The sequence below is a fragment of the Listeria grayi genome (assembly GCF_900638015.1).
Classification (GTDB): Bacteria; Bacillota; Bacilli; order Lactobacillales; family Listeriaceae; genus Listeria; species Listeria grayi.
In genome coordinates, this window is the sequence record NZ_LR134483.1 from 2,038,769 (window position 1) to 2,059,810 (window position 21,042).

Annotated in this window: 22 protein-coding genes; all 22 read right to left on the bottom strand. The window is 42.8% G+C overall.

The features are described 5' to 3' along the window. Window positions 1-5: 5 nt before the first annotated feature. The 22 genes from EL241_RS09945 to motA all read right to left on the bottom strand — a co-directional run bounded on the left by EL241_RS09945 (window position 6) and on the right by motA (window position 21,029). Window positions 6-881 carry a flagellar hook-associated protein 3 gene (locus EL241_RS09945; RefSeq protein ID WP_003754697.1) on the bottom strand — a complete coding sequence of 292 codons (876 nt, stop codon included), beginning with the start codon at window positions 879-881 and terminating at the stop codon, window positions 6-8. Window positions 882-893: 12 nt separating this feature from the next. After that, the gene (flgK, locus tag EL241_RS09950; protein WP_036105045.1) at window positions 894-2,423 is read right to left on the bottom strand and encodes a flagellar hook-associated protein FlgK; all 1,530 of its coding nucleotides are present in this window, start codon (window positions 2,421-2,423) and stop codon (window positions 894-896) included. Window positions 2,424-2,443: 20 nt separating this feature from the next. Continuing rightward, complete coding sequence (locus EL241_RS09955) at window positions 2,444-2,884, bottom strand: hypothetical protein (protein ID WP_036105042.1); 441 nt, start codon at window positions 2,882-2,884, stop codon at window positions 2,444-2,446. 12 nt (window positions 2,885-2,896) lie between these two features. After that, complete coding sequence (locus EL241_RS09960; protein WP_036105040.1) at window positions 2,897-3,364, bottom strand: YaaR family protein; 468 nt, start codon at window positions 3,362-3,364, stop codon at window positions 2,897-2,899. An 84-nt stretch (window positions 3,365-3,448) separates the two neighbouring features. Next, the gene (locus EL241_RS09965) at window positions 3,449-4,606 is read right to left on the bottom strand and encodes a hypothetical protein (protein ID WP_036105038.1); all 1,158 of its coding nucleotides are present in this window, start codon (window positions 4,604-4,606) and stop codon (window positions 3,449-3,451) included. A gap of 16 nt (window positions 4,607-4,622) precedes the next feature. Beyond that, window positions 4,623-6,125 (bottom strand): hypothetical protein, encoded by a 1,503-nt coding sequence (locus EL241_RS09970; RefSeq protein ID WP_036105036.1) that lies wholly within the window; start codon window positions 6,123-6,125, stop codon window positions 4,623-4,625. Then, the gene (locus tag EL241_RS09975) at window positions 6,126-7,646 is read right to left on the bottom strand and encodes a flagellar motor switch protein (RefSeq protein WP_036105034.1); all 1,521 of its coding nucleotides are present in this window, start codon (window positions 7,644-7,646) and stop codon (window positions 6,126-6,128) included. It abuts the gene before it with no gap. 39 nt (window positions 7,647-7,685) lie between these two features. Then, window positions 7,686-8,678 (bottom strand): flagellar motor switch protein FliM, encoded by a 993-nt coding sequence (fliM, locus tag EL241_RS09980; RefSeq protein ID WP_126320547.1) that lies wholly within the window; start codon window positions 8,676-8,678, stop codon window positions 7,686-7,688. Window positions 8,679-8,685: 7 nt separating this feature from the next. After that, window positions 8,686-8,934 carry a flagellar motor switch protein FliN gene (locus EL241_RS09985; RefSeq protein WP_003754683.1) on the bottom strand — a complete coding sequence of 83 codons (249 nt, stop codon included), beginning with the start codon at window positions 8,932-8,934 and terminating at the stop codon, window positions 8,686-8,688. Between the two features lie 10 nt (window positions 8,935-8,944). Beyond that, window positions 8,945-10,180 (bottom strand): flagellar hook protein FlgE, encoded by a 1,236-nt coding sequence (locus EL241_RS09990; protein WP_003754681.1) that lies wholly within the window; start codon window positions 10,178-10,180, stop codon window positions 8,945-8,947. Between the two features lie 33 nt (window positions 10,181-10,213). Continuing rightward, a complete protein-coding gene (locus EL241_RS09995; protein WP_003754680.1) occupies window positions 10,214-10,651 on the bottom strand; it encodes a flagellar hook capping FlgD N-terminal domain-containing protein in 438 nt (145 codons plus the stop codon). A 1-nt stretch (window position 10,652) separates the two neighbouring features. Further along, window positions 10,653-11,804, bottom strand: coding sequence for a flagellar hook-length control protein FliK (gene fliK, locus EL241_RS10000; protein ID WP_052009115.1), 1,152 nt, complete (start codon window positions 11,802-11,804; stop codon window positions 10,653-10,655). A gap of 14 nt (window positions 11,805-11,818) precedes the next feature. Then, entirely contained in the window at window positions 11,819-12,223 is a 405-nt protein-coding gene (locus tag EL241_RS10005) for a hypothetical protein (RefSeq protein ID WP_126320548.1), read from the bottom strand. Between the two features lie 10 nt (window positions 12,224-12,233). Continuing rightward, window positions 12,234-12,530, bottom strand: coding sequence for a FliM/FliN family flagellar motor switch protein (locus EL241_RS10010; protein ID WP_003754677.1), 297 nt, complete (start codon window positions 12,528-12,530; stop codon window positions 12,234-12,236). 15 nt (window positions 12,531-12,545) lie between these two features. Beyond that, window positions 12,546-14,402, bottom strand: coding sequence for a chemotaxis protein CheA (locus EL241_RS10015; RefSeq protein WP_036105030.1), 1,857 nt, complete (start codon window positions 14,400-14,402; stop codon window positions 12,546-12,548). A gap of 34 nt (window positions 14,403-14,436) precedes the next feature. Next, window positions 14,437-14,796, bottom strand: coding sequence for a response regulator (locus tag EL241_RS10020; RefSeq protein ID WP_036105027.1), 360 nt, complete (start codon window positions 14,794-14,796; stop codon window positions 14,437-14,439). Between the two features lie 215 nt (window positions 14,797-15,011). Beyond that, a complete protein-coding gene (locus tag EL241_RS10025) occupies window positions 15,012-15,887 on the bottom strand; it encodes a FliC/FljB family flagellin (RefSeq protein ID WP_036105025.1) in 876 nt (291 codons plus the stop codon). Between the two features lie 171 nt (window positions 15,888-16,058). Next, window positions 16,059-16,967 carry a chemotaxis protein gene (locus EL241_RS10030; protein ID WP_003754673.1) on the bottom strand — a complete coding sequence of 303 codons (909 nt, stop codon included), beginning with the start codon at window positions 16,965-16,967 and terminating at the stop codon, window positions 16,059-16,061. 22 nt (window positions 16,968-16,989) lie between these two features. Next, a complete protein-coding gene (locus tag EL241_RS10035; RefSeq protein WP_052009113.1) occupies window positions 16,990-18,900 on the bottom strand; it encodes a tetratricopeptide repeat-containing glycosyltransferase family 2 protein in 1,911 nt (636 codons plus the stop codon). 19 nt (window positions 18,901-18,919) lie between these two features. Next, the gene (locus tag EL241_RS10040) at window positions 18,920-19,420 is read right to left on the bottom strand and encodes a hypothetical protein (protein WP_003754669.1); all 501 of its coding nucleotides are present in this window, start codon (window positions 19,418-19,420) and stop codon (window positions 18,920-18,922) included. After that, the gene (locus EL241_RS10045; RefSeq protein ID WP_050776972.1) at window positions 19,421-20,260 is read right to left on the bottom strand and encodes a flagellar motor protein MotB; all 840 of its coding nucleotides are present in this window, start codon (window positions 20,258-20,260) and stop codon (window positions 19,421-19,423) included. After that, window positions 20,193-21,029, bottom strand: coding sequence for a flagellar motor stator protein MotA (gene motA, locus EL241_RS10050; protein ID WP_003754665.1), 837 nt, complete (start codon window positions 21,027-21,029; stop codon window positions 20,193-20,195). Before motA ends, EL241_RS10045 begins: the two co-directional genes overlap by 68 nt. Window positions 21,030-21,042: the final 13 nt, after the last annotated feature.

Genomic DNA, 21,042 nt, shown 5'->3' on the forward strand with positions numbered 1-21,042 from the left:
TCACCTCACATATAATTCAAGATACTTAACTGCTGGATAATAACGCTCGATTTCAGGGAAGCTTGATACGCGATCGATGCTTGGTTCAAGTTGCTGATCGCTTCTGGACCATCCACTTCATCGACTTTTGATTTGCGGTCTTTATAGTCGATGATTTTTGACGAAAGAATATTATCGTAAGCCAGTACGCTGTTTTTTTGTCCGCCTACGCTCGTCATTTTATTAGAAAGAATATCCAGATTTGCTTCATTTTGTTCTTGGAATCCTCGTAAACTATCTTTATCGCCGGATTGCATTGCCTGAACGATTTGGTTGATCGTGTTAAAAATCTGCGTCAGCTGGCTGCCGTCGTGGTAAACTTCCACTTCATGGCTGTCAGAAACTTTGAAATTTTTGTTGTCGGTGGTTCCGTTATACGCGATCACACCAGTTTGACTATTGATCGTAAACGGCTTGGTATTGGTGCTGGAACCGCTGAAAATGTAGCGGCCGTCGTCATCTGTATTTCCTAGGGAAACGAGCGATTGTAGCAGGCCTTTTACTTCTTCTGCTGCTTGGTTCATATTTTTCTCGTCAGTCGTTCCATTCAGTGACTGCAAAACGATCGCATTGATACGGGACATTGCGTCATTCATAGAGGATAGCGAAGTATCTGCGCTTGTAAGCAAGCTCTTCGCATCGCTAACGTCTTTTTGCTCACGGTTCAATTGATTTAAAATATGATTATAAGAAAGCACCTGCGTCGTTGCTGCCGGGTTTTCACTCATCGTTTCATAGCGTTTTCCGGTCGATACCTGGGTTTGATATTTTCCCATAAGTACATTCGCATTGTTGATTTGATTGATGATCGTATTTGTTTGTTGATTGGTGGCGATTCGCATCGGTCATCCTCCTTACATGATATTTAGCAGTGATTGGAACATGTCGTTGACGATATTCATTGCTTTGGTATTAGCGACATAATAACTTTGATATTGCATGATATTTGTCATTTCTTCATCGATATTAACACCTTCGACAGAAGATTTTGCGTTACTTAGATTATCAAGTGTCTGATTTTCTGCTTTGGCGATCGCATTTGCACCGCTACTGTCCGTTGCAACTGTTGTGATCAATCCATCCATAAAATCGCTTAGCGTCGCATTACCAATAGTCGGTGTGTTTTTCAAAGCACTCATCTGATCCGCGATCGCGCCTAAAAACCCTTGGCTAGAATTATCTTTTGTCAATATTGGATTCAGCTGCAAGCTACCATCCGGATTTTTGGAAAAGATCGGGATCGAGAATTGGCTGATATCAGATGCTTTTGCGTTCGTATCGATTGCAGCGATCGTAAAGGTATTCCCATCGTAGGAAAGAGTTCCGTTAGTGCTGTCTACAGTCACGCCCGGGAATTTCGCTAACTGTCGTACTGCTTCGTCCCGGTTTTTGATCAGTGTTTCGTTTGCTGGATCCGCTTGTAGCTGCAGATTTATTTTCGCGATCTGGTCGATCTGATTATTGAAACTGTTCAGCTGTGCTTGATTCGTGCCGTCAACTAAACCGTCCATAAAAGTATTCAGTTTCGTTTGATAATCCTTGATCTCCTTACCGCCTACATCAACAGCAGCTCGAAGTTGCCCTTCAGGAAGATCTAGCTGATTGCCGTCTACAGAAAATTGATAGCTGCCATTTTGCGCCGTCATTTGGATCTGATTGGTCTTGCTTCCCTGAACCACCAGTCTTCCACCAATCGTAATATCGTATACTTCCGGATTATTCGGATGTGTGGTGGTCGAAACTTTGGCATAGGCAGACATTTGAGCAAGTAAGGAATCCCGCTCATTCAACAGATCGTTCGGAGGATTAGAACCCGCATTGCCGATCGCTTGATTTAATTTGCCGAATTTTGAGATCAAATCGTTTAATCCTGTTACCGAAGCTCGGATGTCTGTACTGATCGTATGCTGCAAGTCATCCAGTCCAAGTTTAAGCTGGTTCAGCTGCCCTTCAAATAAATTCATATCCGACAAAAGTGCAGTAGCGTTCGTCTGTTGGTCGGGATTTTTGGCAAGCGCTCCCCAAGATGTGAAGAAATTATCGAGATAATCACTTGGTGTATTCGTGCCGAGCGTTCCAAACAGATTCATCGCTTGCCCCAGCGCACCGCTTCCGTATGCTGCGGCAGATTGTTTCGCGATCTGCTGGTTGTACTGTAAATTCAGGGCACCGCTTGTTACTCGGGCGATGTCGGTCACTTTGACACCGTAACCGGTTTGTTTGCCTTGCAATAGACCACCGTCACCATATAGCGCCTGTTGGTTGACATTTTGTCTGACATATCCAGCTGTATTGATGTTGCTGATATTTTGCTGTGCTACCATCGTTGCTATTTGGGCAGCGTTCATTCCTGATAAAGACACGTTATAATCACTTAACCGCAATGCTACTCGCCTCCTCTTCTTTAAAAAGTCTCATTGATCATGATAGATTGCTCGTTATTAGCTGTTTCATGAAAATCTGTCAGCATATCGATTATTTTTTCGGAAAAAGCTAATTTCATTTCATTATTTGTTTTGACAGTCAGCACGATTTCTTTGAGTGTTTGTTCTTTGGCGAATAGTGCGTTTTTCAAAACCGTTATTTCATCACTGACAGCTTGGCTGAATTGTTTTTGCGCCTCGCTCAATGTGGGTTTTTCTAATTCCATTGCCTTTAGCAATTCGGCAAGTTCCACATAGCCTTGTTTCGTTTTCTCTAACTGGTCATCGAGCTCTGCTTGTTTTGCCGCTCCAGTTTCCCACGCTTCTTCTGCTTGAGCACTGCCGACTGATTTTGCTTGTCTGCACGCTTCTTCTGTCTGTGCGATCAATGTTTTTAATGACTGAATCAATTTTTCCTGCATTTTCTTCCCCACCTATAAAACAATATTCAAGATCATTCCCGAGATTTCTCCGATTCGGTTCAACATATCCAAATGTCCTGATTTTGTATCGATCAAATTCATGACATCATTCAAAGCGTCGGCTTTATCCGTCGCTTCATTGATTACTGTCATCTTTTGCTGGTAGCCATATTTAGGGTGCCGGTTTGTGGTGCTGTCATAGTGCATCACATTATCGACGTAATAATTTAAAAATCCTTTGACTGCGTCTTTATAAGCCATGACATTATCGACGGTCGTATCGATTTCTACCGCCGTTTTTTTATCATTGATGTGATCTAATAATTTTTGGATCTCGATCGTCGTGCTGTCTTTTTTTGCAGATTTTTGATCAAGTTGCCGCGCATATAAATCATTCGGCTTTACCGCTCCGACTTTTTCTTGTGAGGTTGGATGAAATGCGTTTGCACTCGAAAGCTGCATCGCGGAGATGTGGTTCATTTTTTATCCCCCAAAACCCATATTTTCGTTTTATTTTTCTATTATTTAATTATACTTAACTATTTTTAAAATGTATATGTTTTTTCAAAAAATACTGTACAAGATAATTATTATAAAAATAATTATTGCGGCATAAAAAATCGGACTTGTTACAGCTTGACCAAAATCTTTACGCAGTAAATCGAGTAATGTCATCTCTTGTTCGGCGATCTGCATAAGATCTGTGATATCTTTTTCATTAGGATCTACTGTTTCGATTTTTTCTGGATAGCCAGCTGCTAGTTCCATTTTTTGAAAACAGCCGACCAAACGGTGAAATTGGAGATACATTTTTTCCAGCAGTCTGGCAATATCTCCCTGCGTGATCTCTCCTTGTGCTAGCTGATCAAGATTTTGATAAAGTTCGTTCAGTAGTTTGGTCGCCTCTATGTAATGTTTATGGACGATTGGATTAGGAAAATGTTCCATTGTCGGCAGATAAGCGTTCATTTTTTTCAAAAAGGCGGTACCGAGTTTCCAAATATTGACGTTCTCGGTCTGAAGTTCGTATGCCATTAGGTGACGCGCATGAAAAATGTGATTGAATTCTTGAATGATCCTCGTCATCCAATTAGCTTCTTCTTTAGCAGCGACAAAGACTTCCAATCGTGGAGAAGGTTCGGTGACGCCTTGAAGGTCGCTCCACATGCGGGCATGACGATTGATTGTATGAAAAGTATCCTGCATGTTTTGGATAAAATCGACTTTATCTGCAAGACCAAAGCGAAGTAGCGGGATGCGTTCAATCAGCTGCTGCCATTCTTTCAAAATCGTCTGGTTGATCTCAACAAAGCTTTGATAGGCCGGCTGGTTATTAAAATAAGCAAGCAGTCTTTCTTGTTTGCCCGCTAATGATTCTAATTGTCTGGTGATTTCTCTCGTTATTTGTCGCCATTTTTCGCTGTCGGTCGAATAAATGATTCCGGAACGAGTAAGCAGATAGAGCAGGTCTTGTACTTTGTCTTGATTATTGCTGATGAGTTTCATGTAGAGCTGGAGCTCATCACTCTGCAAATTTGTCTGAAGAGCCGCTAATTCTTTGAAAGAAAAGGAAACGAGCGGGGGCGCATCTTCTTTTTGATCCGCTTCCGGTAGCATGGCTGGCTTCAGTGCTGTTTGTGCTTCAGAATATGGTGATTTTGTAAGCCCGGCTTCTACACTGGTTTTAGGGGTCTCGCTCTCTTGAATACCATCTACTCGCATCCTGATTCCTCCCTTTTTATAATTTCATCGCCCGATTTCCTGAAACAATAACAAAACCGATAAGAACTGCTCCGCCGAGCCAATAAGGGATCGTGGAGGATCTCTTTTGATGTTTCACTGTCGTTTGGCTGCTTGGGCGTACAGCAGATGCCGATGTCGGAGCATGTTTGGAAAGTGGCCTTGCTTTTTGCGACGTTGGTGTTTTAAGTGGTACTTTTGCAGCAGGTCCAAGCGGTTTCGAGCTAGACAGCGGCATTGTTGGCAGATCCGGCTTCTTGGCTGGCACTTTCGGTGGCTCCACTATTTCCGTTTTACTGAAATCCCAGGGTAAAACCGTTTCTTGTACGGAGCCATCCCAATCTTGCCATTTGATTGTATTCCAGAGCGGGTTCCAATCCATTTGAAATTTTCGCCCATTCCATACTAGCGGCGCATTCTGCTGGATAGTGATCATTTGATATTCCGGCCAAAGCTGTCCGGTCAAACGCCACGTATCTGTGTTTTGATAGAAAATCGTCCCGTTTTGCTGGGAATTACCGTTTTTTATGAGTAGTAAGCTTTCAAAGGGATCTTGATGTATCCTTGCTAAAAAGTGATAATCTCCCCATTGCAGCTCTTTTCCTGACCAATCAGGTGGAATGGTGACAACTGCTTGACTTGTTCCTGCTTTTATCTGCCAATCCAGCGGGATCGTTGTTTGGTCATCCTCACCGCTCATAAGTGGGAATGCTGTTGGATCATATGGTGCTTGGACACGTAGCGTTAGCTTTTGGCCCGTATAGAGTATCGTTTTAGGTTTCGTTACAGTATGCTTGTCTAATTGGACTTGCAGTGCCTTTTCGACTGGCAGTGCTGCGGTCAATTGCTGCTCTTCCAATGCGATATTCCCTTTTTCATCTGCATACGTTACTGCTTCGACAGTCAGCTGGATCGGTTGATCTGGACTGAATTCGCGGAAGGGCATCGTTCCTTCGTAGTCTTGTGTCCACATGTATTGCTTCAGCGGCTGCTGTACGGTTTTTTCGCCTTGCTTACCGATCAATGTCACTTGCTTGAGACTTTGTTCGGAAGAAGCGATCACGACAGCAAGACTATCCGCAGAAGTTAGTTGGTTCCGCAATTTGTCGGTTATTTGTGCTTCGGTTTTGACTATTTGTAGTTTTGGCTCAGCCGCTTCTGTATCATGTTCTTGAATACTTAGAAAATCAGACTGTTCCATAACGGGGGCAGATTGGTCGGTATCTGTATAAAGCGTTGCTTGATAATTACCGGCCATATCCTGCGGCTGAATCGTATAGCTCCCTTTTCCGTCCGCATTGATAGGAATAAAAATCTGCTTCCCAGAAGTATGACTAAGGACTACTAGACCCGGTGTGGCTTCCACGCTAATGGTGTCACCAACTTGAAAACCTGTTTCCGGGGACTCTGCTAATTGCATGCTGTATTCTGCGGCATGGGTGTGCAACGCATAGCTGCTGAACAAAGCGAAGATTACTGAAAGAAAAATCAGCTGCTTCATTTACTTTTCCAGCTCCGTTATCTTGATACCAAAGTGATCGTTGACGCGTACTAATGTGCCGGAACCAATGTGGATACCGTTGGCAAGCAGTGATAAAGGCTGTTCGTAGCTTTCTTTCAAGATCACAATGTCTTTTTCGCACCATGTGATAAAATCTGCTAGTTTCACTTTGGCAGTCCCAAAGATCACTTCCAGTGTAATGGGGATGCTGTCGATCACAGCTTCTGTCTCGGTAGTGCTGATTTGCGGCGTAGCTTTCTCCACTTGGATCGGTTCTGCTGGTGGGGTTTCCACAACTTCTTCCACGGGCGTTTCCGCTTGCACTTCTTCCTGAACGGAAAGCATCATGTGGGCTATTTCTTTTGCAAGTTCTGGATTGAAGATCTGGTACATTGGCGTTTTGATAAGTGATTCGACTTCTAGCGGGAAAATCACTTCGACTGTTTTTCCACCGTCGATATCTTTTTGGATCATGGCATCTCCGACATTGCATACTTCAACGATTGGCGGGCTGATATCGATTTTTTTGCCAAGCATTTCCGACATGGCGGTAGCCGAGTAACCCATCATCTGGTTCATGACTTCCTGCATCGCACTTAACTCTAATTCCGTCAGTTCCGCATCTTCATCGACCTCACCAGTTCCGCCAAGCATCAAATTCGCCATGACTAAGGCAGCTTGTTTACTGATAATAAAAGTATTGCTGGATTTCAGACCTTCTACAAACTCCACTGTCGTTACGATGCACGGTCGCTCCGGATAATCAAATTCTTTGCTGTCAATAACTTGAGCGGTAGGGATCGCGAGGGTCACTTTACGGTTCAGCAGTTTAGACAATACCGTTGAAGCCGAGCCTGTCCCAATGTTACATACTTCTAAAAAAACATCGAGTTCTTCTGGTGTCAGCGAGATCTCGTTGGTTTCTTGCTGTGTTTCTGCTTCGACTTCTTCCACTGGAGCAGCATCACCAAGCAGAATATGCGCTAGTTCGATCCCCTTTTCGACAGGGATCAACTGCACAAGTGTTGAGCTGATCAAATCGCCGATAATGAGATCGAAGGAAACTTTGATCAGATCTTGCTGTTTGAAATCTTTTAATTGATCTTTGATAGTAATAATTTTTATATTTGGTGTCGTGATATCGATCATCCGGTCAAATAGATTACTCATCGCTGTAGCAGAATGTCCCATCATCTGGTTCATTGCTTCTTGGACAGCACTTAAATGAAGTTCACTTAGTTCCACATCTTTGTCTACTTTTCCATCGCCCATCATCATCAGATCTGCCATAGCAGCGGCTACTTCCGATTTCAAGATAAAGATGTTGCTCATCTCGATACCTTCATGGAAATTCACTTCTAACACAACGTGCGGGATCTCAACATCTTTGGTATTGTAAAGATCCACGATTTCCACTTTTGGTGTCGATATGGTAACGGGCTGATTTAATAAACTAGATAAAACGGTGGATGCCGAGCCAAACGAAATATTGGCTATTTCTCCGATCACGTCTAGCTCCATTTGTGTTGGCTCTTGGTTTAACAACGCTTTCTCCACTCCTTATCTCTCCTGCTGCGCTTTCTCCGTATGGCGCAAAAATTTGATTGCTTTTTGTGTTCCGCTTTTTCCCATATAACTTTCGAATTTCCATTTGTTCGATAAATATCCTTTTAGCGGCTGATTGACATGCGTTTCTGTCAGCAAGCAATCCCCGACTTCGAGCTCATCCAATTCTGCTAGTGTCATTTTGATATCGCCCACTTTGATGATCGCATCTTTTTCGACTTGATGAATCTCTTGTTCCACTTCTTCATCGAAATTACGGCTCTTGTCAAAGGTATATTCCACCACATTTTCCAGTTTTTCCATAATATATTCTACGGAGAAGAACGGGACGCCAACGCGGATCGTGCTGATCCAATAATCGGATTTGACATCGATATTGATAAGCGCCATCATGTCATTGGATGATGTGACACGCAGTAGTGCTGGATTGGTTTCCACGGCTACTAGCTGCGGTTCGATCGGGTGGATACTCTTAAAGCTTTCTTGAAGTGCCTGACAGGATAGATCCACTAAGCTTTTTAAGGCAAGTTCTTCAAAAGAAGACAGCAGACGACGTTCGCTAAACTTCCGCTTTGCGCTGCCGCCCGTCAGACATTCGTGGATATAGATCAAAAAGGCGAGATCGTATTCCACAATAACTTGTCCAAGTTCGGGATCGCCGAGGTCGATAATGCAGAACAAATAGCTGTCGTTCGGCATTGTGTCCACGTATTCACTTGCAAAGGATACTTGATCTGCCAGCATTGCTTCAGTATGGATCGGCAGACGGATTCGCTGGGAAACATATTCGATCGTCTTTTTCGCAAAAGCAGAACTCAATGTTTTCAAGCTTTCTAAATGTTCCGGACCGAATTTTTCCGGTTTGTGAAAATCATACGGATGAAACTTGCCATATTCGCCGATCTCTGTGGTTTCATCAACGACTTTCCCTTCGCTCATTTGGTTTAAGAGCGCGTCGATTTGTTCTTGACTTAACTTATCACTCATTTTCCCTTCACTCCCTGTCGTCAGACTCAGCAGCATCGCCAAGTTTTACTATTTTGACGAACAGTTTTCCATCTTTGGTCAAAATTTCGCCATACCCGATGCAGGTCCCGGCAATCACGATCTTCACGACGTTAGCTGTGGAACATTCCAGTCGGAAGATCGTCCCTTTTTTTAAATCGAGTAAATTTCCTACTTGTTGATTGGTTCTACCGAGTTCAAAATCGATTTGAAGCGGGATCTCATTTTTTATTTCCATGGATAAACTCCTATTGGATTAAGTTGACGATTTGTTTCATTACATCATCGGCAACTCGAATTACTTTTGTATTTCCTTGGAATCCGCTTTGGTAGGTCATCAGGTTGACAAACTCTTGCGAAAGATCAACGTTGGAGCCTTCTAAGGACGCGCCGCTAATACCGCCGGCACCGTTTTGTCCTGCTACGCCGAATACTGGATCGCCAGAAGATAACCCTGGTGTGTATTCCCCATTACCATTTTTCACAAGACCATCCACGTTCGAGAAAGTTGCTACGCCAAGCTGAGCAACTGGAATGATGGTTCCGTCTGAATAGCTGACTGCGATATAACCAGCGTCCGTTACAGCGAAATCTTTTACTGTTGCTGCGCCTTTACCGTCTGAAGAAGGAGAGAATACTTGCTCTGTTTCATAGTTTGTCATTTTGCTAAGATCGAAATCAAAAGAAACATTTTTCCCTTGGATCGTTTGGTTAACATTGATATTTTCTAAAGCGGCTGCGTTTGTCAGTTCGCCTTGTGCGTTGTAGTTCAACGTGCCGGTTCTAGCAGGAGTAAGTGCATTGCCGTCGATTTTCAATTCGTAACTGTAAGAAATACTTCCGTCTGCTGCACGTGTACCGTCTTTTAGTTCGACTTGTAGCTTATGACTACCGCCAGCATCATCATAGACGGAGATTTCCGATGTCAATGTGTCTTTGCCTTTCCAGTCTGTTGGAATATTCCCGCTTAGTTTCGCATTTTTAGTCGCTTCTCCCGGAATCGCGCTGTTAAGTGGTATTTGGATCGGACGCAAATTGCCATCGATCACGTTACCGTTTTTATCAGTTGCATAACCCATGACATATTTTCCGGACTGTGTAGTTAGGAAATTATCACTTGAAACAGCGAAACTACCATCACGTGTATAAACTGCATTCCCGCCAGAACGGTCGCCGGCAATAAAGAAGCCGTTGCCTTGAAGTGCAGCGTCTTTATTACGGCCAGTAGCTGTTGGCGAACCTGCTGTGTAATCCGTGATCACAGCACCGATCTTGGTACCGGAACCAAAGCTCATCGGATTTGTTCCTGCATAAAGGCCGCTCGTTACAGAGCCCAATGTGTTTTGGTATAAAAGGTCGTTGAACACAACTGATTGTCTTTTATAGCCAGTCGTGTTGGCGTTGGCAATATTATTAGATGTGACTGATAATGCTTGTTGAAAAGCGTTCATTCCCGAAATTGCAGTATACATAGTTTGATTCATTTTTGATTATCCCCTCTTCTTCTAAACGTATTTTTAATTATTTACTTCTGTTATATAAGTGAGTGGCACGACAGTATCATTATCTTTCAACTTCAACATAACCCCATTTGTTGTCTGCTGAATACTTTCTACAAGTCCACTTACGACGTCGCCATTCAAATTGACACCTTTGATCGATTTGCCGATGAATCCGACCGCAGACTGCATGGCTGAACTTTGTGCTTGGTCAGACAGTTTATTGACTGCTGAACTCATGTTGGATACCTGCTCCATCATCGCGAGTTGCGACATCTGCGACATCATTTGGTTTGTATCCAGCGGACTGGAAGGATCTTGATATTGCAAACTGGTCAAGAACAGTTTCATGAAATCATCTTTATTCAGTGAATTGGTTGCTGCATTTGTCAGCGCATTGCTGTCATTATTTGCTGCACCTGCTGCACTACTGGCTACTCCGTTTACTCCGTCCATCCTATGTCGCCTCCTCGTAATCTTCTAATGCCTTTTCTACCTGTTCCTCGTCTTGCTTCTGTTTCTGTTGTTCACGCTGCTCGTCTTTTTTCCCTTGGCCGGAATCACGCTTGTCAAATAAATTCGGCTGGGCGGCCTCTTCTTTCGGCACTTGCTTTTCTGACAATGAAACAAGAACGTCAATGCCACGTTCCTTCATTCGTTGCTGCATATCGTGCATCATTTGCTCGATCTTCGGCTTCACTTGCTGTTTTTCATACTCGATATGTAAGAGGATCTGTTCTGGTGTTTTTTTAACTAAAACATCGACTTTTCCCAGTGCTGCCGGTGTTAGTGTCAAATAAGCATGACTTTGTTTGACTTGCCATTTCTGCAATTGTTCGATCTGAGCCGCGAGTTCTTTGTCGAGCTTTTTGAGTGGGATCGCTTCCGAAGTTGGCTCATTTCGGGCAGCTTCTTTCACCGCTTTGTCAAGCCAAACTACAGATGTTTGGTTTTCTTTTTCATGAACAGCTTCTTTCTGCATCTCTGCAAGGTTGACTTTTGTGACAGTAACTTCCTTTTTCAATAATTTCGAAAAATCTTTCTGCAATGGTATCGTTTCTAAGAACTCTTTGAGAGCAGCTTTTTGCGAATCTGCTTTTTGTTCTATTGAAACCGGCAACTCTGATGCGCCTTCCTTAGTCGGTATGCGGATTGCTTGCGTGGGTTCTGCTTGAAGCTGTCCTTTTACATTTCGTTCTGATGTATTCTGCTTGGCTGGTAAAGAAAAGCTAGCTAGTGACTGAAGCTGTTCAACGATCGACGGTGGTGGTTCTGCCGTAAGAGCCGATGCAGGTGGTGGCGTTGGCTGCGGTTTATCTGAAACTTCTGCTGGTTTTTCTTCCTTTTTATCAGCTAGTTTATGGTCATTCAAACTTTCGTCCGGTGGTTCTTTCACTGGGACTAGCATGACCGGCAGTGGCGGTATCCATGTCCCTGCTTTCGGATCTTGCTGGTCTGTAGTTTCTTTCGGTAGTTTTTCTCCACTTTTTTCCAGGAGAAATGGAAATAAACCTTTCAAGAAAGGCTTATTTTCATTATGCTCATTGTTTTTCTGTGCCGCCGGACTGTTCTTTAAATCATTTCCCACTAAAATTTTAAGAAGCTGCACACCTATCTCCCTCTCTATTTCGTCAATAGCATTTTTAATTCTCTGAGTAGCTGCTCTTCTTTTCTCTCTATTTTTTGCTGCTCCTGTGTTTGGAAAGCTGTTTTCATTTTGGTCGTTTGTTTTTCTTTTTCGTTCAGTATTTCTACCCTTTTTTCTGTCTGTTCCACATACGTGTGGACGATGTCGATCTCTTTCGTCAACTGCTGCATTCGCGCTGCCGAAAAACTCGTACTTTGGATGCTCCCTGCTTTAAATGTCCCTTGCGCCGCTTTTCCCCTGGACAGAAAAACATTCCGTTCGTGCAATAGTTTTTCCTCGAGGCTTTCTTTTTTTCTTAGCAGCTGGGCAAGTTCTTTTCTTACCTCATTTTTTTCTTGGTCGATTTTCATTTTTATTGCTGAAAATGCTTTTAATTCCATTATCCCCACTCTAATCTATTTCTGAAATAACGATCCCGAAATTCTCATCCATCAAGATCGCCTCCCCTATTCCTACTTTTTTTTCATCTAAAAAAATCTCTACTTTATGACCCGGTTTCTTTTCGACTTCTAATATGTCGCCTACATTAAGCCGCGCGATATCTTTCACGGGCATTTGCTTTTTACCGAGACGGACAATCAGATTGACGCCGATATTCTCCACTTGCTTCAGGTCGCCAGTATCACGGTTCCCTTTAGGTACTGGTTCCCATTCAGGAAGTTCTACCTGATAAACTTGTTCCGCCATGTTGGTCAACTCCTTTTAAAACTTATCTAGATCAATGACGAGAACGACTTTCCCATCTCCAAGGATCGTGGCACCTGAGAAGTTGATCATCGTCTCACTGAAGAATCCGCCGAGTGTTTTCAAAACGATCTCGCGTTGACCGATGATATCTTTGATTGCCAGGCCAAATGTCCGTTTTTCATTTTTAACGACTAGTAGCAAGCATTCATCGTTTTCTGCTAGCTTGTCTTCATAAAATTTCTCGCCCAGATCGATCACCTCGATGATACTGTCGCGATAGTTGATAAGATTTTTGCCATTGATCAGCTGGATTTCTTTTGCTTCGATCGTAATGGCTTCTGCTACACCGGATAGCGGCAATGCATAACGCCGTTCATTCGTTTCTACCAACATCGACTGAATGATCGACAATGTTAGTGGAATCTCGATCCGGAAGGTTGAACCTTGATTTTCTACAGAATCAACAGTTATCTTACCACCGATCTTTAAAATCGTATTCCGCACGACATCAAGCCCCACGCCTCGGCCGGATAGGTCGGAAACCTTATCAGCTGTACTAAAACCACTTGCGAATAACAATTCAAAAATCTCTGTATCTGTCATTTTAGTCGATTCTGCTTGGGTGATGATATTATTGCTGATCGCTTTTTCAGTGACTTTCTGCTTGTTGATCCCTGCGCCGTCGTCTTTGATCTGGATCACGACATTGTTGCCGCTGTGGAATGCTTCTAAGCGGATCGTCGCCGTTTCTTGCTTCCCTTTTGCTCGTCTTACTTCGATAGTCTCAGCACCATGATCGACGGAATTGCGAATCAAATGAACAAGCGGATCGCCGATTTCATCGATAACGATCTTATCGACTTCGGTATCTGCGCCTTCAATGATCAAATCGATTTTTTTGCCAAGATCTTTTGCGAGTGTCCGTACCATTTTGGGAAACCGGTTAAACACGCTGTCGATCGGAACCATCCGCATTTCTAGTAGACCGTTTTGGATCTCTTTTGAGATCGTACCAAACCGTTTTAAATGTTCCATTAGTTCTTTATTATGTGTTTTTTCAGCGATCTCATCGATTTTCGCTCGCTCGATGACACTCTCTTCAAAAATATTCATTAGTTTTTCGATTTTCTCTAATTGAACACGGATGCTTTTGCTTTCTACTTTTTGGACCTTTTTCTGCGGTGTTGCTGCAGTTGTCTGAATTGGTGTTTCTAAGGTTGCGACTTCTTTTATCTCGATCGCTTTCACTTCCGAAATATTGAGGATCGTCTGTTTGATCAGCGCTTCTTTTTCGGTAGTATCCAAGAATACTTGGAAAGATTGCTCAAACTGCTCCTGTTCGATCGCTTCTGCTTCCGGGAGCGTTTTGGTGATCGTGCCCAATTCACCGAGTCGTTCCAGACACATGACCGCACGAACTGCTTTGAGGATCGCATTTTGATCGATCTCAATGCTAAGTTCATAGCTTTTTTCTGTCTCTGTTTCGATTACTTCTTCGCCGCTAAGCAGGCTTTCTAAATCTTTCACGGTCGCGGAAATATCGGCTGCACCCTGACCACCTTCGGAAATGTCGGCTACCATTGTTTCTAAATGAGAAGTACAAGAAAAAATGATATCTACTAAATGTTCCGTTACGACTAACTCATCTTTGCGCACAGCGTCGAGAACGTTCTCCATGGCATGCGTCAAATCAGCAACATTTGTAAATCCCATGGTTGCTGACATCCCTTTGAAAGTATGTGCGGATCTAAAAATCTCGCTGATAAGCTGCTTGTTATGCGGATCTTTCTCCAGCTCCAGAACGTTGTCATTCAATGCTTGCAAATGTTCCGTCGCTTCTTCAATGAACAATTCCATCATATCTGTACTCATGCCTTATTCCAACCTCATTTCCCTTTGGCATCTATCATTGTGATGCTTTTTCTAAAGCCTCTAATACACGGTCAGCTTGAAACGGTTTCACGATGAAATCTTTTGCTCCTTTTTTGATTGCATCTACGACCATTCCCTGTTGCCCCATTGCGGAACACATGATAACTTTCGCATTTGGATCTTTCGCCATGATTTGGGCAAGGGCTTCCAGACCGTCCATTTCCGGCATTGTGATATCCAGCGTTACGAGATCCGGTTTGAACTCCTCATATTTTTTAACAGCTTCCAGACCGTTTTCTGCCTCTGCCACCACTTCGAAGTCACTATCTTTTACAATGTTTTTAATCATAGTGCGCATAAACATCGCATCGTCGACAATCAATAATTTCACCAAACACAACTCCCTCTATTCTTCCGTTCATTTTGTTTTTTAAAAAAACTGCATAATAACATTTTATAATAAAAAATAAGTTATTTCTACCTTTTTTATTATAAAAACAAATATTTTTAAAAAAATTTACAATTTATTATAAAAAACCCTTCGTCCGGGGTGACGAAGGGTCAAGGGGATAACAATGTTCGATAAAATCTAGCTATTTATTTCAAAAATTAACCGTTAATCAATTGCGTAAGCATTTGAGGAGTTTGGTTAGCTTGAGAAAGCATACTGATAGAAGTTTGTGTTAAGATTTTGTATTTTGTTTGTTCGGACATTTCAGCAGCCATGTCAGCATCTTGGATAGAAGAAGCAGATTGCTTGGTAGCGATCGATTGGCTGTTTACGTTAGAAATGTTGTAGTTCAAGCGGCTCATACCTGCACCAAGTACAGCACGTCCGTCAGAGATAGAGTTGATCAAGCTGTCGATCGCTTGTGTTGCTTGTTGTGCATCAGCAGCAGTACCAACAGATAGACCTTCATAACCAGCTACAGTAGCAGCAGTTTCAGTACCATCAGCAGCAACAGATGTTACAGCGATGTCAGTATCTTTAAGTGCACTTGCATCAAATAGGTCGATGCTGATTGTGTCGTTAGCTTTGTCAGAAGCTTGAACTGCAACAGTTGCAGCACTTCCGTCAAGTAGATTGATGTTGTTGTAGTTTGTGCTGTCTGCTACGTGAGACAATTCTTTGATCAAGCTACCGAATTCTTTGCTGTATTGACCACGGTCTTCAGCGCTGAATGTACCGTTGGAAGCTTGTACAGACAATTGACGCATACGTTGCAAGATAGAAGTCATGGAGCTAAGTGCGGAGTCAGCAGTTTGAAGCAAGTCAACCCCTTGAGAAGAGTTTTTGCTTGCTGTGTCGAGACCAGTAGATTTCGCGTTCATACGCGTAACTACTGCAAGTCCAGCTGCGTCATCTACGGAACTATTGATACGTTTACCAGAAGCTAAACGTTCTTGCGCTTGGTTCATTCCTTCATTATTTTTACGAAGGTATTCTTGCGTTTTTAAACTGATAATATTTGTATTTACTTGCATGTTTTTCCCTCCTAGTTCGATATGTAAGAAGTGCTGTGCTCTTCTATATTTTTATTATATACCCGTTTTTTTAAAAAATCAACATTTTTGTTTTAAAATATAAAAAAATGTTTTTATAATTAAAAAAATGGCATTATAGAGCCATATGCTCCCCGCCATTTTTTTAATTGATTATAAAATAAGATCGTCTATAATATGGATCAGCTGGTGGATATCTGGCTTGCTGACCTGTGCATCCGCGCCGACACCCTCGCCTTTATGGTGAAGATCATCTGTGATCAAAGAGGAGAAGATAACGATCGGCAATTCTTTTCCGATCTCATCTTCTTTGATGCTTTTTGTCAAATGATGTCCGTCCATTTGCGGCATCTCAATATCGGTGATCAATAAATTCAATTTATCGAAAGCCTGCGTTTTTTGTTCTTTTAATAATCGGAAAATGTGTTCTTGTGCTTCTTTCCCATTTACAAAGAAGTGTAGGTTCTTATAGCCGGCTTCGTGAAGGGTATTCTCAAGCAGCTGGCGAAGCATCGGGGAATCTTCCGCAATGTAGATCGTTTTTTCCTCACGGTTGACGACTTGGCTGACTTTATCTTCTCCGGAAATAGCAAAGTCCGAATTACCGCTGATCTCATAGATGATTTTTTCATAATCGAGCAGCAGGATGATGTTGCCATCTAATTTAACGATTCCGACTGCCAAATCTTCTAGACCGATGGATAGTTTTTCCGGTTCTTCGATCTGTTCCCAAGAAATACGTTGGATACGGTGTACTTCATCGACGCGGAAGACGATTTTCATTTGGTTAAGCTCTGTAATGATGAATTTCGTATCAGCAGGATCTACTTCCGGTAATTTCATTACGCGTGCCAAATTGATGACAGGCATGATCTCTCCGCGCACCTGCGAAACGCCCTCGATCGCCATATGCGAATCTGGCACTGGGGTAACTTCTAACGGTTGGATGATTTCTTTTACCTTCAATACGTTGATACAAAACAAGTTTTGCCCGATCGTAAACGTCACGATCTCCAATTCATTTGTTCCACTTTGCAGTAAAATACCTTTTTCTTCAGCCATTACGCTGACCTCCCTTATTCGGTTATTTGTTTACAGACTCCAGATCGATCAAGTTCCCTTGCAGTTCTGCTAAATACGTGCTGTCAGGGAATTCATCGATCGCCTCACTGATACGCATTTCTCGATTCGTCTCATCCAGCAAGATCGCCCATTCATGAAAGCGGAAATCTGCGGCGAAATTATCAAGGCCACGTTCAACGATCGATAATGCTTCCTCTGTGATGTTTTCTTCCACTAAATACTGGATCAAATTTAAATGTCCTTCTTTAGTAACAGCACTGGCATCTACGGTGTTATATAGATCAAGCGCGATATCTTTATAGTCATATTGGAAAAATAGATCCGCGATCCTGCTATTGATGCTATCCTCATAATGACTGCGCAGTACTAATAATTGATCGATGAATTCGCCTTTGCCAAGCGCGATCCCGCGTTCCATAACGAACAAGTAGAGTTCTTCCTCGACAGCTGGTCCATTTTCGTAAAGGAATTGGTAAAGTTCGCCGGCATTGCTATTCTTCATGATCTGTTCGATAGGCAATGTGCCATTTTCAAAATGCCAGATACATAAATCTGCCACGTCGATCAGGTTGGTTCGGATCCCAGCTAAAATAGCTTGCTTGCTGATCACTGGGAAGATGTTTTGAATGGTTTGGATCTTCACTTGCATGATCTCTTGCAAGACGATATTTAAGTCCGGCATGCTGTTCAATATGATTGCTGACAGATTCCCCAATCCTAATTGCGTCGTGAAAGAAAGTATCTTCGTGCCGTCTTCTTCATTTTCAATGAAGCCGTGGCGTGAAATAAAGTCATACACTTCACTTGGCGAATGGAATTTGCTGAGCAGCTGGATCATTTGGTACTTCACTTCATAGTCGCTGCTGTTTTGCTGATAGGCAAGTGAGTAATGTTTGATTGCTTTGACATAGTCCTTCTCGACTTGATAGATGTCGCCAAGCGCTTTATGCGGCAGAAAAGAAGTTGCTTCATAATAAGCGATCGGCTGGAAGATCACTGCCGTTTGCTCGATCAGATAATGATAGATTTTCTTTGCATCCGGGAGCTGATGGAGCGCGCGTTTGATATCGGCTTTCTTCAAGAAGAATTCCGGCGTATCCGGCCAAATAATGCGGGCTTCTTCCAAAATAGCTAAAGCATCGGCATATTCTTTTTTTGCTTCTAAGATCTTAGCGATATTGAGGGCACTTATTTTTGCCCAGACAAGGCGGTTGCTTGTGCGCTTTTGGAATGCTCTGGAAAAGGCCTGCAATGCTTCTTCAAATTTGTGCTCGCGATATAGTTCTTGTCCCAAATTGAATTCTGCAAAGCCGCTACTTTCCTCCTCCTTCATTTCTTTTTTCAAGATCTCTAGATTGCGGGCAACTTTGTCTTGTCTGTCGACTACTTCGGACATATACCCGTAATGATAGATTTTCAAAGGAGAATCGGAAATAGCTGTATTTCCTGTGCGACGATTGAATAACTGTTCATGAATAGCTCCGCGATAAGCGATATCCCCATTATTGCGGTAAATACGCGGCATTTTATTCGTGACAGTAACACTTCCTTTTTCACCAGTGAAACTGATGATCTCACCTGTAAAGATCTCTTCTTTTTGAGTCAATCTTTTCAAGAAGCTTTCTACTGCTAAATAATTTTCTTTTTCTAAGCATTCATCTGCATCCACTACAACGATCCATTTCCCTGTCGCATATTTTGCAGCAAAATTACGTGCTTCCGAAAAATTGCCTACCCATTCAAAGTCATAAACTTTATCGGTAAATTCGCTGGCGATTTTCTTCGTATCGTCTGTAGACCCCGTATCTACAATCACGATCTCAGAAACAAACTCATGGAAAGAAGCCAAACTTTGTCTTAAAACGGCTTCTTCATTTTTTACTATCATACAAATTGAAATTAATGGTCGCATAATTCTCCCTCTTCCTCAATTAATTTACTAGTCTTATCTTATCCCCATTGCTCCGATAAATGAGATGCTTCTTCTGCTTAGGCAAGTCATAGATCGCACTTTGCACGCCTAGCTGTTTGGCCACATCTACTGGAATCATATCTGCCGGCTTATCGCCGTTATAAAAACAACAAACTAAATCCATTTTTTCAATGATCGCTTCTTGAAATAATTCTAATTTCGTTTTAGCGATCTGGGTATCATAATAATAAAAATGCTGATGCGAAGCGCCAAGTTCCTGCAGATATGTGATTGCTCCGCAAAACGGCTCAGGCAAACATTCCAGCGAAGGTAGCGTGTAGACCGAAAGCCGCGGTGCCAGGGCTTCATTCTCTAAGAAAAACCGCAGGACTTCGTTTTCAATCGATTTGAACGCTAATAAATGGATATGATTCACAGCCGCATATTTTTCTAAATACTGATAGATTTCCTTTTTATCCCACTCGCTTAAACGGTGGGAACCGGCTACATATATCTGCATCTACTCTTCCTCCACTTTGTTGTTCAGCGGTCTGACCATAATCTCGACCCGTCTGTTTTTTTCACGATCTACCGCATTATCATTTTTAGCGACTGGCTTGTATTCGCCATAACCGCGTGCGCTGAAAAGCCCCGGATCAAGCGATGTATTCTCAGTAATGATCGCTTCCATGAAATTAACAGCTCTAGCTGCACTTAATTCCCAGTTCGATTTGTAAGTTGCGGTATGGATCGGGACATCATCTGTGTGTCCAGAGATGATCCCCTCCATTTTGCTGTCGCCTTGTTTAAAAAGCATACCGATCTCTTTGGCGATTTTCCGTTTGCTAGCACTCAGTTCAGCACTTCCCGAGTCAAACAAAATATCATCACGAATCGTGATCAGCAAGCCATCGTTTGCGTATCTTGTACTCAACTTCGCTTCTAAATGTTCGGTGGAAATGTAGCTATCCAGCTTTTTCTTGAAAGCTTCGAGTTGCATTTTATTCTGTTTTTCCAATGCTTTTTTAGAAGCTGCTGCTGATTTCTGCTTATCTTGAGCTGCCATGGCTTTTTCGATCGCGTCAGCACTGATGTTGGTCGGGTCTTTGCTTTTCGCGACATGTGCCTGATTTCCGGCAGCACCTTCGTCCACGATTTTTTTAAACGCATTTCCCATTTGTTCGAATTTTTTCGCATCGATCGAGCTGGTTGCAAATAAAACAATAAAAAGAGCTAAAAGCAATGTCAGTAAATCACTGTACGGGAGCAGCCATGATTCGTCCACATGTTCCTCAGAGTGTTTCTTGCGACGCCTCACTGCTGACCGCCTCCATTTGTTTCGTTTTTTCTCCGTCTCCATTTAGCAGCGCATCCTTTTCTTGTGGACTTAAGAATGACAATAACCGTTCTTCTATCATTCGCGGTGCATTCCTTTCCTGCAGCGCGACAACGCCTTCAATGATCATATAACGCTTATGCGCTTCCTGACGTGATTTTATCCGTAATTTATTCGCAAACGGATTCCAAAGTACGTAACCCGTAAAGATACCGAAAATCGTACATACGAATGCCGCCGCGATCGCCTCGCTCAGCTTATCCGGATTGGACATCTGCCCCATCGCATGGATAAGTCCCATCGCCGCCCCGAGCACTCCAAGGGTCGGTGCATAAGATCCTGCTGACGCAAAGATCTTCGCGTAGTTTTCATGTCGTTCTTCCATCGAGGAAACTTCTTCTTCCATCGTTTCACGCAGAAATTCCGGCGAAGACTGGCCATCAACAACTAAACGCAATCCGCGACGCAGAAACTTATCCGGGATCTCGTCGACTTCTTCTTCCAAAGCAAGTACACCACTTCGTCTGATCGTATCCGCATATTCCTTGAATGTTCGCAAGACTTCGATTTTACTTGGGCCGCTTTCGGTCGTGAACAACACTTTGAAAAGCTGCGGAACTCTTTTCACATCATTCCACGGATGTGCCATCAAAACACTCGTGATCGTTCCTAAAATGATAACAATCAAGGCTTCGGCACTAAACAGCATCGCCAGCGAGATGTGCTGGATCAAAAATGATCCGGCAATGACTATGACCGCAAGAATCAACCCAATAATCGTTGTTATTTCCATATTCTATCCCTTC